Here is a 13,787-nt window from a genome sequence, read left to right on the forward strand (position 1 = left end):
TTTCGTTGATTGTCAGAAACATTATAATTCTTTAAAATTTTTCATGACCAACTCGGTGAGTTGGTCGAGAAATGCCCATGATATCAGTGTTTTCTGTTTTGGGCATAAAAAAAGAACCCCTTTCGGGGTCCAAAGCCAACTCAGTGAGTTATCGAAATTATTTTATTGTGCTTCCTAACTGTTTTACACTTGCTTTTTCGCAGATGCTGTTAAAGTCCTGTAATGAAATACCAGGCGCCATTTCTAAAATTCGAATATAAGTCTTATCAGGGTCTTGGTAATAATTCAGCTTATTATTAGACTTATCAAATAGTTTTTCGATAATACGTAAATTTAATTTGAGACCTACGCAAATCGCCATAAGGACATCGGTTCCCATATTGTTATAGGAGTTGTTTTTTATTTTCCCATGATAGTTTGGATGCAACTCAGTTTTTTCATTAAAAGTTGCAGGATACGTCCACTTTCGATTCTCCATCAGATACCAAAGACACTGACAGAGGCTACAGGTTGGGTCTGCTAACATTTTAACCAGTTCGATTTCTTCTTGTTCATCATACGCTGAAATCTTTTCATAAAACGAAGCATAAACCTCGTCTTCTTCATATTTAAAATTTGCTTGGAATTTCGGATGAAATGTCAATATACGCTGGTCAATGCCCTCGACACGATGTAGCACAGAAAAGCCAAGCAAATCTTTCGACGCATTTCTATATTCCGTGTACTTATGTTCGCGGATATTAATAACACATTGGGCTAACTTCTTTTTAGCTTTCGTAGTTAAGTGAAGCTCGCCTTCTTTTACCAATACATATTGCTGTTCCGCAAGAACAAAGTAACCATCAGCATAGACAAATCTTCCTCCGCGAACCCACTCTCTTAATGATGAGTCCTCAGCTAAAAGCTGATACGCTTCAAGTGGGGTTAATGCTACCAGTTCTTTGCTTTCGGTTATCTCCGCAAACACGGCATCAAAATCATTAAAATCACGCAGTTTGTCAAGCAGTCCAACCTCAATCAAACGGTACTTGACCGAAACACGAGATACTATAAAAAATGCACTCAAATCCTCAATAAGGATATCGCAGGATGGAAAGATATCATTTTGTGGGGCGTTATAACTGGCTATTAACTCCAGTGCCTTTTGTTTGAACATTCCAAAAGGCATCAGAACTCTTGGTGCCAATCTATGTGCCTGCCACTCCAACCACTTCACTTCATTTTCCTTTGTCTTTTTTCCTTCTGGGGGTTCGAAAAAAGTTTCAGACTGTCGGCACATAATTGGATATAGTTTTTCTGATGCAGCAGCATTCTTTAATGCTAAAATCTCGAAGTAAGCCTTGTCCTTCTCCCAATGTAAAGCCTCATGTATGAGAGTATTTCGTTTTGCACCCTCACCATATACTGCCTCGGAGGCAGGGTCAATCAATATCGTTCCTGCCGGGTAAGTTACAGAACGTGACGAACCGTTATCAACATCGTACACATCAACTTCTCCATCTAAAAGCAGACAACAGCCGAACACATCAAGATTTCTCGAAAGAGACACTTCTTTAACCGTAAGTTTTGCATCTTCAAGGATTTTTTCGACGGGAAGTGGCATCGGAGTTAGGAGAGCCTCTTTGCAATGTTTCGTCAAATATTTAGTTGCATAATCATCCAAGCGATTTTTACCGAGAATCAAGGCTCCTGTTTTCTTGTTGATATCAAAGATATCGCTCGATGTCAGCTTCTTCGTCATCTATATCCGAATCTCCTTTTTCCATGTAATCGAGTGGCATAGTTGCTAACAATTTCTTTGCTTCACGCCATGTTGGATAATACTGTTCTACAAGGGCATGAAATCTATGAGTATGATTTTTTTCTAATAGATGTACTAACTCGTGAACTACTACATATTCAAGGCACTCTACGGGCTTCTTTGCAAGCTGCAAATTAATCCATATCCTGCGTTTGTCAATATTGCAAGTTCCCCAACGAGTTCTCATGTTCTTAATACGAATTTCACTTGCATGAACATCCATTTTTTTCTCACAACCTGCTACAACAGTATCCATCACACGTTTTAATTCCTGTCTGTACCACTCAATGAATATTTTTTCTTTTGCATCTGTGGTTGTGCCTTCCGGCACGGTCATCACAATTTTAGTTGGTGTTTTTACAATTTTTTGCTGTTTACCTTCGTAAACAACTTGTAAGCGGTATGGTTTCCCCCACAAATAATGAGACTCTCCTGACACATATTCACGCTTACTTTGACGCTCCTGCGTCAACATTCTGTCCCTTACTTTCGTTATCTCCGGTAACTTCTTAAGAACAAATAATCTGATATCCTCATCTTTAAGTTCACTCGGAGAACTTACGGTTACATCACCTTCCGGCGGGTTGACTCTGATGTACAGATTTTTGAGATTACTCTTTCTGATTACTTCAATTGTCAACCCACCGATTTCCATTTCTTCTTTACGCATCGTATTCTTCCTGCCTTTGTGCAATATCGAAGACATTGTTGGTTTCTTCGGTTGCTTTGTCTTCGCTATAGCTATGAAGCAATAATTTTTTATAAATAGCAAGTCTTATACGCTGCTGCTTTTGGAAATTTCTTTTCCATTCCGGTTGAATTGATACTCGGATTGCTCCATCGACATCAATCGTCAACTCGACATTTTGCTCAAAATAGTCATACAACGCACGTCTTGCGGCACTATCTTTTACCTCATCTGGATAACTGCCACTGGTTTCAGGATGGAGGATAGCTTCTGCCAATTCGACAACCTGTCGGAGATATTCTTCATAACTCATGGCTTCAATCTTTCGTTGCATGATGATTTTTTTCAACATTTCAGACAGCTTGCCGTAATATACGCTATTGGAACTCATCTTCTTAACGATTTCGTGCTGCAGGTTATTGTCAATTGTCTCTGCCTTTGCCTCATTATCACCAGGCAGGTCCTTGACCAGATCTGCAGGAGTTGTAGTTTTTCCTTGAAGAAGAAGTTCCACAAGAGACATATTTCCGAGTTCACTTACTACCTTTGTGTCCTCTGCACGAATATAAGTATCCAAAATATAACGCATATCAGCCTCATAAGGCTTAAGGTCAATGTAATCACAACTTGCCAGCTTAATCATTTCTTTTATTTTGTTATAGCCGGAAATCTCACCACGCAAGTGGTTTACATCTTCCTTTGTATATCCGTAATCTGAAACCAACCTGTCACAGCAGTTTGCAAAAGAACGAGAAAGTGCCGCCGTCAACGCATACAATGTATCTCTTCTTGCAGTTTTCTCATCACTTTCGCTATCGTCACCGCAAAAGTATTCAATGTAATCGGTATCATCTTGTGGCATAGGAACATTTTCAATTAACGCTTCAAGAGAAGTAAGTGTTCCTTCCAATTCGGATTTTGCTTCATCATAGCGGTTTTTAATGAGTCCTTCGACATCTTCCTTATCGTAGCCATCGAAAGCCTCTGTTGTGTAATCCGCAACAGCAAGTTGCACATTACGGAACAAATCCATATAATCCACAATGTATCCATAATCCTTGTCTTCGCCATCCGGTCTATTAACACGGCAAATAGCCTGGAACAGGTCATGGTCACGCATGGATTTGTCAATGTATAGATAGGTTGCACTTGGAGCGTCAAAGCCAGTCAGCAGTTTATCAACCACAATAAGCAATTTCATCTGTGCCGGCTCATGCTTGAATCGTTCCTTTGCTTCCTTTTCAAATTCTGTGAGTTTCTTGCCACCAAGCATACGCTCATAGATGGCCTTTTTGTACTCGTCTTCGCTTGCTTGATTAGGGTCAGTCGTTGCCGTTCTGACACTCTGTGTGGTAGGTTCATAAGAAGTAACAACAGCACACTTGGTAAATCCCATGCTCATGAAGATTTCCCAATAACGGCAGGCTTCATAAATACTGTTTGCCACAAGCATAGCTGTGCCACGGTCTTCCTTAAGTCTCGGCTTAAGGCTCATATCAAAAACAATATCGGATGCAATTTTCTCCAGACGCTGCTTGGAACTGTACAGTTTGTTGATAGATGTCCAACTTTGCTTCAGCTGCTGTTTTGCACGTTCGGTCAATCCGTACGTTTTATTTTCAAACCACAAATCCACCTTATCCTGGCTGGATAAATCCTGATCAACGTCTCTTGCCTCATAACGAAGGTCAAGAACTACACCATCCTCTACGCCTTCATCAAATTTGTAGGTGTGGATATATGTACCGAAAGTTTCCAGGCTCGTCTGCTTGTCAGTTTTCAGAAGGGGAGTGCCCGTAAAACCAATCAAGACAGCATTCGGCATCAGCACTTTTACAGCCTCGTGCAACTTACCGGAATTGGTACGATGACACTCATCAATGAATGCCACAATATTTCCCTTTGCACTGAAGTCCTTCGGCAGGTCTTTCAGCAGTTCTTTTCTGTACTGGTCGATATCGGATTGATTTCCGGCGTTATGTCCGTATTTGTGAATCAGCGAACATACGATAGCATCTTCGTTTTTATCCAAAATGGAACGCAGGTCAGCACAGCTTTTGGCTCTGCGAACCTTTTCGTATACATCAATAAACAGGCTCTCAATCTGGTCATCCAATTCATCACGGTCTGTGATGATTACAACACGGCTGTCATTGACGTTTTCGATAATCCACTTTGTAAGCCATACCATAATGAGAGACTTACCGGAGCCCTGGGTGTTCCAGATGATACCGCCCTCATTTCCAAGAATACGCTTTCTTGCAGCGATATTAGCAAAGTACTGATTGTGTCTTGTAACCTTTTTAATGCCTGCATCGTAAATCACAAAATCATGGATAAGAGACAAAAAGCGTTCCTTATGACAAAGGGAAATCACACCGTCTCTCAAACGATTAACTTCCTTGACCTGCAGGAGTTTCACATCAGCAGACAATTTGTCAGTTGCTTTCTTATCTTCCTTCCATTTCAGATAATACTTTTCAGGCGTATCGGTTGTGCCATAGAAAAGGCCTTCTGCTTCGTTGCCTGCAAACAGGAACTGCGCCGTACTAAAGAAATTCAGAATGTTTTCTCGCTTCTGATTCTGCAGCATCTGGCGGATACCTTTTCCGGCGCTGACATAGGAACTCTTCAGTTCAAACACACCAAGGGCGATACCGTTGATGTATAGTACCACATCGGGACGTTTTCTCGTCACCTTATCGAAACGCAGGACAGATACTTCCTCTGCAACATAAAAATCATTGCTGCCGATATCGTCCCAATTGATATAATGTACCGTCTGACGACGCCCATTTGCATCTTTGGCACCCTGGCGCCCATAACGAAGCAGTGAATACACACTGCGGTTGATTTGATAAAGAGTATCAACCTGGTTATTAACCTTACTCAAAAGTTCGCTGATGGCAGTTTTTATCTGGTCATCACTGTATCCGCGCTTTTTGAGATTAGCTTTCAGCAAATCTTCCTTGACAGGAGTATTATCGATATCCTCCAGGTTGCCAAGGTAAGTATAGCCGAGGTCATCCACCAACCAGTGCAGAACTCTTTTCTGTAATTTTTTCTCTGCATCTACAGTTGCCATCTTGCGCCTCCTTACTTAGTCAAACGGACGCGACATGTCAGCAGGTCATCCATTGCACCCTCTCTGATTTGAATAATTTTTCTCGTTCTATCTCTAAATCTCGAATTTCTTCATCCATTGCTGTCAATACTGCAGCAATAGCTTCTTGTTCGCTTCCTTCTTCTGGAATCCTAATTTCAAACTTTCTTACCTCTTTTCCACTTACTGCAGTAAATGTACTTCCTTGCTCTACCGCTTCCCATGCACTTTCATGGTAACGCATAAGATAAAAGATAAAATCTTTATGCTGTCCACTGATAGCACAGACACCTCTTCCAAGGCAAACCTTTTGATTTGCCCTACTCGCTGCCCCAACAGGTGCTCTTACTGTTAAAATAGTGTCTCCAATCTCACATATTTTTGTTGGCATGGACGTATATCGTTTAGGTGCAGTAACTCTATTTTCAATATCTGCATTGCCCTGTACAAGTGGTACACCAAGCTTTGCTGAATTATACGAAGAAGAGTTTGGAGAAGAACCCATAATAACATCAAACTCAGCTCCTAAAGTAGTTTCTTTCCATGACTTATTAAAACCGTTCAATCTCGTTTTCCCACTAAGCAAATCATTGATAGCACCATCACGGATGCCCTTTTTCTTCTCAATCAGTTCTGCAAGGTCATCGATATAGGTGTCAAACTGAGAAAGAGTACGAGCAATTTCTTCTTGCTCGGGCTTCTCCGGTAAATGTATTTCGGTATCTAATATGATACTGTTGTAAAGTCTCTGAATAGTTGTCCCTTCCAGTGCATTCCACGGAAAAGAACGATAAAACCACCACAAAAACTTTCTATCGATTGCATCCTTATCCACTTTCAACCAAACAATATTTGAATCTTGAAAATAGGAATCCTTTCCGTCGAAAATAACAGTCTTTCCAATAGTTCCAGCTGCGGAAATTAGAATATCGCCTTTTTCAGGATAAGGATATAACAGCTTATATTTTTCATACAATTCTTGCGAAATATAAGCATCGGCTTTGCCACCAAATGTACTAATTTTATAAAATGGAATCGCACCATATGTTTTAGTTTGGTTTTGAAAAATACGGCGACACATTTGAATGTATCCAATATCTCTCAATTGCTTTGATGCCCAATCAGTAGGATAAGTTACCATTTGTATCCCATCCTTTCCAGAGCCGATACTACTGCGGCTCTTGATTTCGCAGTTCTGTCCTCAATCTCACCAAGGGTGTGTTCATAACGCTTTGCAATTAAAAGCACCTTGGAAGAAAGCGTATTCAGAACCTGCTCGATTTCATCACATACATCCAACGACAATTTTGCCATCCACTTCATATCAAAGAGAAGATGCTTGATTTCTTCATCGGTCAGTTCCGCATATTTTGTTACCAGTTTTTCATCGAGTGCCTTACGGGCTGCTTTATATGCCTTGTCCACGGCATCCATTTCAGCGTACTTCTGTGCGTAAAGTGTCAACGCCGCATATTCGTCTGCGTAGATTTCCGGCACCACAGCAGTCTCAGCAGCAATTTTCAATGCCGCTTTCAGTTTCGCCTTACCAAAAGTACCATTCTTATTGCGAATGTCAAACTCGCCCAATTCAGGCACTTCTTGAATAAGAGCCTCCATCTCATAAGTCTTGCCGTCGTCAAACAGAGTCACAAGCTGAACCATAGCATCCATGATGACAGAGGTCTTCTTGGCATCCAATTCCTTAATGCGTTTATTCAGATTTGCCTTTGGAATACCATCGCCCTTTTCGTTCAGCACATCTTTCAAAAGACCGTCATCGCCGGACTCTTCTTCACGCATTTCATCCAGTTCCGCCTCAAGAGCAGCCGACTTCTCCATCAGTGCAGTAAGTTCTGCAAGTTCCTCTGCAAAAAAAACAGCCTCCATAATTTCCTTTGGAATTAGCGCACCTTCAAAAGATTTCACCTTGGTAGTATCATCAACCTCTACAGTTTCTCCGCTTTCATCCTTCTGCTTTTTCTTCGCATATTCGTAATCAATTTCTCTTGCAACCGCATAACCGCCTGCTTTGATAGCATACACATCATCCTGTAACTTTGCGTTCCAGTAATTCAGCAGGCAATCATAAACATCATAATTGTCAAGCAGTCTTGCCTGTTCATACGCCACACGAAGCATTGCTGCAATCGCACGAATAAGTTCCTTCGGATTGGTATCTGCATCAATGCCAAGGAGAATATACTTAACTTCCGTCTTCCACTGCTCAAAAATATCTTCTGTTTCATGTTGCTTTTCATCAAGGATGCTCTTGTCCTGGCTGATAACACCTTCAATCTCACCAGATGCAAGGGCGAGCCTATAAATATTATGCACTTCATCAATGCAAGTAAAAATCTCTTGCTTGAGATCAGGTGCGATAGACCACAGTTTCTTAAGCGAATCAACATCTGTTCCCGGAATACCACCCTTTAAGTGGGCAGCAATATTCTGTGGAAGCGTATCATCAATTTTCGGGATGTATCTCGGAATGTTCAGATTGCCTCCGTTTTCATCCAACACATCGCTGTATTTCACAAAACGAGAGTATCCCGGAATAATGTCTTGATTGATGAAGGTCTGAACAATTTTCTCAATATCCTGTTCACGAAGTCTATTCTTGCTACCATCCTTCTTAAAGCCACGGCTGGCATCAATCAGGAAAATACCTTCTCTTGTTTCCGCATCTTCCTTATCGATGATGATAATGCAAGCGGGAATTCCTGTACCATAAAACAGGTTTGGCGGCAGACTTACAACGCCCTTGATATATCTTTTCTTCAAGATTTCAATACGGATAGTTTCCTCGGCATTGCCTCTGAATAAAACGCCGTGAGGCATAACAATACCTGCTTTACCTTTGGTGTCCAACGATTTCAAGACGTGCAAGAACCAGGCATAGTCGCCATTCTTTTCAGGCGGAATGCTATACCCATCAAATCTCTTATATTTATCCTCACTCGGCTTAATTCCATCCGTCCAAGATTTATCGGAGAAGGGCGGATTCATCACGATGAAGTCAAATTTTTTCAGTTCATCAAACTCATCTTTGTACTGCGGTGTGGACAGCGTATTGCCGCTCTTGATTTCGCCAGTACCCTTGTTGTGCAAGATGAAGTTCATCTTTGCCAAACCTGCGGTATCAGGATACTTTTCCTGTCCGAAGATAGTCACAATGGAATCACCGTTTTCGTCCACAGGTGCCTCATCAGCAGACCTAATAAGAAGGCTGCCACTTCCTGCGGCCGGGTCATACAATGTCCATTTCTTTGTCGGCATCTCCTTAATATTGCCAATGCCAATCAAACGAGCAATAATACGGGACACCTCACTCGGTGTATAGAACTGTCCCTTGCTCTTACCGGATTCCTGTGCGAATTTCATCATGAAATACTCATAGGCATCACCGATAATATCATCGCCACTTGCACGGTTATTTTTAAAGTCAATCGCAGGATTCTGGAATATGGCAATCAAGCCGGAAACCTTATCTACGAGTTCTTTACCGGAACCTAATTCTTCTGGTTATTAAAGCTGACATCAGGAAGGGAACCCTGCAGACGGTTGTCCTCAAGGAATTTCTGGATAATCTTATCCACACGTTCGCCTACATCGCTCTTGCCTTTTGCCGCAATCAAATCTTCAAAAGATGCGCCCTTGCTGATGGTAAATTCAGCGAAAGGCTGTCCCTTATATCTGTCAGATACATATTTGAAAAACAGCAGAACCAACACGTAGTCTTTATAACGTGACGGCTCCACACCGCCCCTCAGCTTATTACAAGCCTCCCAGAGCATTGAATACAATTCGGATTTCTTCACAGCCATAGCCCTCTTTTATCTCCATTCTAGTAAGTTATTCTTTAAAACATACGCTATCATTCGATAGCACTCTTTCCGCTTTTTACCCATGCATCTAATTCGGAGAATTTGAATTTCCACTTCTTTCCGATTTTATGGGCAGGAATACCTGTATCTTTTTTAATCCAGTCTCTAACGGTAATAGGCTTAACGCCCAAATATTCTGCTGCTTCTTCAATGCCTATCCATTTGTCATTCATCATCTCATTCACTGTTTTCACCTCGTCAAATGTTGATGGTTACAAAACTCTTTTTATATTATACCACCATTTCCATCTATTTTCAATAGGTTATATGATGTTTCTTGATATTTGATGATGCTTTAAACAAAATCCCTAATAAAAAATCCGAGAGCCAGAAGAATACCTCCAGCTCTCGGAATGTTATGCTTTCAAGCTATCTCAATATTTAATTGTTTATAAGTATTTCTTGAATGCCTTCTTCATTTTAATTGCCATATCCATCATCCAATCGAACTGCTCTGACCAAGTATCCTTGTTATCAAAGTCGACGGTTTTATACGTCAAGATACGGCTTGCCTTTTTCTCCGGTAACTCATTCCACTCAAGCTGAACACCCATCTCGCTTTCGATGTAAGCCTTGTTAGAGTAAAACTTGTGGTACAGTTCTTTGTCATCAGAAATATACCACTCTACAAGAGCGTGGTTATACTTCCTTATCTGCGACATACTAATGTGACAGGCTGACGAACCAACACTGAATGTCATCCAATGGTCAGTGCTTGCTTTTCTCTTATTGAATGCCTTTGCAAAAGCATTGTTCTGGAATGCGTAGTCATTAAAGGTTACCCACTAATCATATCGTGCCTGCAGTGTAGGAGAATTGCTTGTATTTCGTTTGATTTCCTTTGTCCAGTCATTGGGCTTTTCTACCACTTCAAATTTCACGGCAATATCAGAACTGCCGATTTGGTACAGTTTGATTTCTACCATGAAGAATGCGATACTTTCATCGGTGTGGTTGTTCAGCTATTCTACGGCAGAGCGATGTTCCTCACGGGCTCTTTTTACTACCCAGATAATGATGTCAGCCGATTTACCGGACGCATATGTAATCAACTTACCAAGGTGGTCATGGTTTGTATCTTCAAGCTGATTCTCTATGATGATTTTTCTGTCCGTTCCGGTTTCAGTTGCATAAATGTCTACATTGAAATCTCCGACAGAAGACTCCGTTTCATCTACTGTAATCTCAAGTCCGACTGCATCGGCAAGCAGAGAAAGATTATCCTCTTCCGCAAGCCACGGAGTGAAGTCCAATGCCTCATGTGGCCATACCTTTCGCAAATCTTTTATTTCTTTCAGTTTTCCTAAATTAATCAACTCTCTTCCTCCTTGCCGTGCAATTAACTATTCTATCAACTCAACAATCAGCAAAATCATCTTATCCACTCGACTTTGCTCATTTTCAACCTGTCAACTCAACCTATCATTTTCGTCATAAGCCGGGTGTTAAATCTTCCGTTTCGCAGTTGTCAAACCAATATGACCTTTGCTCGGAAATGCTTTATTTTCAAGCCTTTTTCGGTATTTACTTCTGTACTTTTGACATCAATACTACACACTCCACATGTTTTGATTTACGGAACAGATCCAGCAGTTCTTTCTGCTTGAAGTTTGGATCAAGATTAGGTGCTTCTGTCCGAATCCAGATGTCTGCAAGCATTTTGGAAAAATCCTCTCTGGACAAGTATGATTCCGTATATTTTAAAAAAGCAAGCAGATAAGATTTTGTCATGAGGTCAGTATTTTTGCTTCGCAAAAACGGCTTCGCCGCCGGATTTCTTTCCGGTACGAGGTGGTATACCCCAAACACATCTTCCGCAGTATCGATCTGCTTTTTCACTTGTTCTTTCCATAGGGTAAATGCCTTTGTATCTTCCATAATATTGGTAAAAGCAATTTCGCCGTCAGTCTGCGACAGACAAACCATCGCTGAATCCGTGAACGGATGCTTGATGACCAACGGCGAAAACTTTGTTTCTTCTATATTCATGTGCAGGAATACTTTGGCGGTATCTTTGATTCCTCTTAAGTCTGTTATTTTTCGCATTTTCTCACCTTACCACAATGCCACATTTTTTTCTTTTTTAATTTGTTCAACCAAAGCATCAAAACCGTCTGCTTCTTCAGCATATTTTGTAAAAATAAGCTCTACCATTTCTCTTGAAAATCCAAGTTCTTCATAAAGCAAAAGCAGATCCTCTGGTAATCTGCCAAGCACACTTGTTGGCTTTATAATGATGCATCCCTTTTGAAGAATGATATCTACCAATTCATTAGGATTGATCTCTGCATTCTCCAGCATTTCATCTGTGATTTCAATAGGATCACCTGGGGTTCTGTAAATAATTGTTTTTTCACTTGGTTCTGTCTTCATATTTTTCATAACTGTACATCCTCCTTATTCAAATGTGTAAAATTCAATTACTGTCGTTTCTTCTATTTCTTCTTTTGTAAACTCCTGAGGTTCATAAAAAATTTTTGTGTATGTGTCCAACTCCTCCTCACTCAATGATGTCAGGTTTCCTTCCTCATCACTGCCACAAACAAAAAAATCGCCAACGATGATATCGCTGCCAATTCTCCTGTTGCCTTCTAAGCCAATCAATTTCCCCTCATCATTTAATAGGATACATACATTGTCATCTAATCCTAAGATGTCAATATATCCTCCAACTGCTTCTTGCATAGCTTCCAATGTATTTTTCAGCATATAGACTTCAGGATGTTCATGTGGCTTTACTTTTAATACTTTTATGACATCTTCCTTCATGGTTCTCACCTCCTTAAAAAATTTTTTAATTTTTTTCAAAAAAGGGTTGTAATTTTGAAAAACCCCATTTTGTCGAATTAAGGGAACAAAAAAGGCAGTGTGATGTTTTTTTCATCCACTGCCTTAATTCAAATATCTTTTCCATCGTTTAATATTCAGTTTGCTTATACAAATTTATTTTTTATACTTTTGCGACATTTTTCATCATAATTTTCACACTTTTCAAAAACTTTTTTAAATTTTTTTCAAAAAAGGGTTGTAATTTTGAAAATCGCTTTTTCGTTAAGTTCTGAAAACTGAAAAAGGCAGTGAGATTTTTTTCATCTCACTGCCCGAAAATCGTTTTTTAACTCCAAAAACGCTATGTCATCTATAAAATTGGATTTTTTGGGGCTTTAAAAATCGCCCTCAAAAACCGCTGGAAGCCTTGATTTTACTGCCTTTGCGGCTATGTCATCTATTTTGATCACTCATCCCATCATGACTGAACAAAAAGTATGCCTGATGAAGCTGGTTGCCCCTTGGTGTAGGGGTATTTTTCTAAAAAATGCTGCTTCTCTTAAAAATAGTGGAAACAAAAAAATCTGGAATGTGGATTACTCTTGCCATTCCAGATTTTGTTCTTTTCACTATATTATTATAGATATTAACCTTTTAATATCGCGTCTTGGATAATTCGAATGAGATACTCATATTCTGAGTACATACCATCTGATGCTTTGACTAGTGCATCTCTCACATATTCTGAGTTGTCTTTTAATAATGCTTTATTCATACGAAAACCATGTTTTTCAGCAAACTGTGTAGCAAATGTGATGATAGTACGAGTATTACCCTCTCGGAAAGGATGTATTTGCCATATTTTTGCAATCAATTTAGAGAACAACTCCGCTGTTTCAGAGATATCTAACACTTCCCACTTGACTTGATTCAGCTCCTTTAGCGCTGCCTCCATCTCGGTTTCGATGCTATTTGTATCAGCATACCTGACAGTATCACCACCTAATACTCTCTCACCTTTTACAATATTGATACCTCGTTCTTTTCCTGCCTATTCATATAAATCCCCAAAAATATAAGCATGAATGTCCTTAATACGCTGATAATCAAACACATCGCCACAAATCTTATCATCAATGTCAAGCAACTTTACATATGTAATATTACTTTCTGCTTCCTCCAACAATTTTTCATCTTTGATATTCAGCAAATTTCTTAATACAGGGACATCATCATATAAATAATAGTCCTTCATATCTCCACCGCCTTAATCATTGCAATATTTTGCTTGCTCTCGATAATAAGCAATGGTTTCCTTTAAGATCTCAGAAATTTCTTTTTTTCCATCAATATATTCCTGTACTAAATTCATTGTTCTTTCTGTTGGAGCTGCTGCATCCAATGTGGCAATCGCTAAAGCATCATTCACGATTTTTTCACGACCAACTTTTGTTGTTTCTTTGATAGAATATTTCTTTTCAATTGTATATGCCATGAACACACTTCCCTTCTATCCGTTTCTATTATTTTATCACATATCCA

At 39.9% G+C, this 13,787-nt stretch carries 14 protein-coding genes and 1 pseudogene; all 15 read right to left on the reverse strand.

Annotation, left to right across the window (positions count from 1 at the left end):
* Positions 1-157 precede the first annotated feature (157 nt).
* Positions 158-1,741 (reverse strand): hypothetical protein, encoded by a 1,584-nt coding sequence (locus NE664_03015; GenBank protein MCQ4725632.1) that lies wholly within the window; start codon positions 1,739-1,741, stop codon positions 158-160.
* Positions 1,707-2,471, reverse strand: a complete 765-nt coding sequence (locus tag NE664_03020; protein ID MCQ4725633.1) for a M48 family metallopeptidase — start codon at positions 2,469-2,471, stop codon at positions 1,707-1,709. The genes NE664_03015 and NE664_03020 overlap by 35 nt, the downstream gene beginning before the upstream one ends.
* Positions 2,464-5,574: an HsdR family type I site-specific deoxyribonuclease gene (locus tag NE664_03025; protein ID MCQ4725634.1), complete on the reverse strand. Its 3,111-nt coding sequence runs from the start codon at positions 5,572-5,574 to the stop codon at positions 2,464-2,466. Before NE664_03025 ends, NE664_03020 begins: the two co-directional genes overlap by 8 nt.
* Positions 5,575-5,611: 37 nt before the next feature.
* Positions 5,612-6,733, reverse strand: a complete 1,122-nt coding sequence (locus tag NE664_03030; protein ID MCQ4725635.1) for a restriction endonuclease subunit S — start codon at positions 6,731-6,733, stop codon at positions 5,612-5,614.
* Complete coding sequence (locus NE664_03035; GenBank protein MCQ4725636.1) at positions 6,727-9,066, reverse strand: SAM-dependent methyltransferase; 2,340 nt, start codon at positions 9,064-9,066, stop codon at positions 6,727-6,729. Before NE664_03035 ends, NE664_03030 begins: the two co-directional genes overlap by 7 nt.
* 35 nt (positions 9,067-9,101) lie before the next feature.
* A complete protein-coding gene (locus tag NE664_03040; protein MCQ4725637.1) occupies positions 9,102-9,410 on the reverse strand; it encodes a type I restriction-modification system subunit M N-terminal domain-containing protein in 309 nt (102 codons plus the stop codon).
* Between the two features lie 56 nt (positions 9,411-9,466).
* Entirely contained in the window at positions 9,467-9,661 is a 195-nt protein-coding gene (locus tag NE664_03045) for a helix-turn-helix domain-containing protein (protein MCQ4725638.1), read from the reverse strand.
* 204 nt (positions 9,662-9,865) lie between these two features.
* Positions 9,866-10,243, reverse strand: a pseudogene (locus tag NE664_03050) (DUF4268 domain-containing protein).
* 195 nt (positions 10,244-10,438) lie between these two features.
* Positions 10,439-10,756, reverse strand: coding sequence for a hypothetical protein (locus NE664_03055; GenBank protein ID MCQ4725639.1), 318 nt, complete (start codon positions 10,754-10,756; stop codon positions 10,439-10,441).
* 244 nt (positions 10,757-11,000) lie between these two features.
* Positions 11,001-11,522 carry a hypothetical protein gene (locus tag NE664_03060; protein ID MCQ4725640.1) on the reverse strand — a complete coding sequence of 174 codons (522 nt, stop codon included), beginning with the start codon at positions 11,520-11,522 and terminating at the stop codon, positions 11,001-11,003.
* 9 nt (positions 11,523-11,531) lie between these two features.
* Positions 11,532-11,858 (reverse strand): hypothetical protein, encoded by a 327-nt coding sequence (locus NE664_03065; GenBank protein MCQ4725641.1) that lies wholly within the window; start codon positions 11,856-11,858, stop codon positions 11,532-11,534.
* Positions 11,859-11,873: 15 nt separating this feature from the next.
* Positions 11,874-12,245 (reverse strand): DUF3846 domain-containing protein, encoded by a 372-nt coding sequence (locus NE664_03070; protein MCQ4725642.1) that lies wholly within the window; start codon positions 12,243-12,245, stop codon positions 11,874-11,876.
* A gap of 646 nt (positions 12,246-12,891) precedes the next feature.
* Positions 12,892-13,272: a Fic family protein gene (locus NE664_03075; GenBank protein ID MCQ4725643.1), complete on the reverse strand. Its 381-nt coding sequence runs from the start codon at positions 13,270-13,272 to the stop codon at positions 12,892-12,894.
* A 24-nt stretch (positions 13,273-13,296) separates the two neighbouring features.
* The gene (locus NE664_03080; protein ID MCQ4725644.1) at positions 13,297-13,500 is read right to left on the reverse strand and encodes a hypothetical protein; all 204 of its coding nucleotides are present in this window, start codon (positions 13,498-13,500) and stop codon (positions 13,297-13,299) included.
* 12 nt (positions 13,501-13,512) lie between these two features.
* Complete coding sequence (locus NE664_03085) at positions 13,513-13,740, reverse strand: hypothetical protein (GenBank protein ID MCQ4725645.1); 228 nt, start codon at positions 13,738-13,740, stop codon at positions 13,513-13,515.
* Positions 13,741-13,787: the final 47 nt, after the last annotated feature.

It is taken from the genome of Anaerotignum faecicola, assembly GCA_024460105.1.
In the GTDB taxonomy this organism is placed as follows: Bacteria; Bacillota; Clostridia; order Lachnospirales; family Anaerotignaceae; genus JANFXS01.

What these genes read in the sequence shown, in the direction of transcription:
- NE664_03015 (MCQ4725632.1), bottom strand. Translation starts at nt 1,741, where the DNA reads ATGACGAAGAAGCTGACATCGAGCGATATCTTTGATATCAACAAGAAA.
- NE664_03020 (MCQ4725633.1), bottom strand. Translation starts at nt 2,471, where the DNA reads ATGCGTAAAGAAGAAATGGAAATCGGTGGGTTGACAATTGAAGTAATC.
- NE664_03025 (MCQ4725634.1), bottom strand. Translation starts at nt 5,574, where the DNA reads ATGGCAACTGTAGATGCAGAGAAAAAATTACAGAAAAGAGTTCTGCAC.
- NE664_03030 (MCQ4725635.1), bottom strand. Translation starts at nt 6,733, where the DNA reads ATGGTAACTTATCCTACTGATTGGGCATCAAAGCAATTGAGAGATATT.
- NE664_03060 (MCQ4725640.1), bottom strand. Translation starts at nt 11,522, where the DNA reads ATGCGAAAAATAACAGACTTAAGAGGAATCAAAGATACCGCCAAAGTA.
- NE664_03065 (MCQ4725641.1), bottom strand. Translation starts at nt 11,858, where the DNA reads ATGAAAAATATGAAGACAGAACCAAGTGAAAAAACAATTATTTACAGA.
- NE664_03070 (MCQ4725642.1), bottom strand. Translation starts at nt 12,245, where the DNA reads ATGAAGGAAGATGTCATAAAAGTATTAAAAGTAAAGCCACATGAACAT.
- NE664_03080 (MCQ4725644.1), bottom strand. Translation starts at nt 13,500, where the DNA reads ATGAAGGACTATTATTTATATGATGATGTCCCTGTATTAAGAAATTTG.
- NE664_03085 (MCQ4725645.1), bottom strand. Translation starts at nt 13,740, where the DNA reads ATGGCATATACAATTGAAAAGAAATATTCTATCAAAGAAACAACAAAA.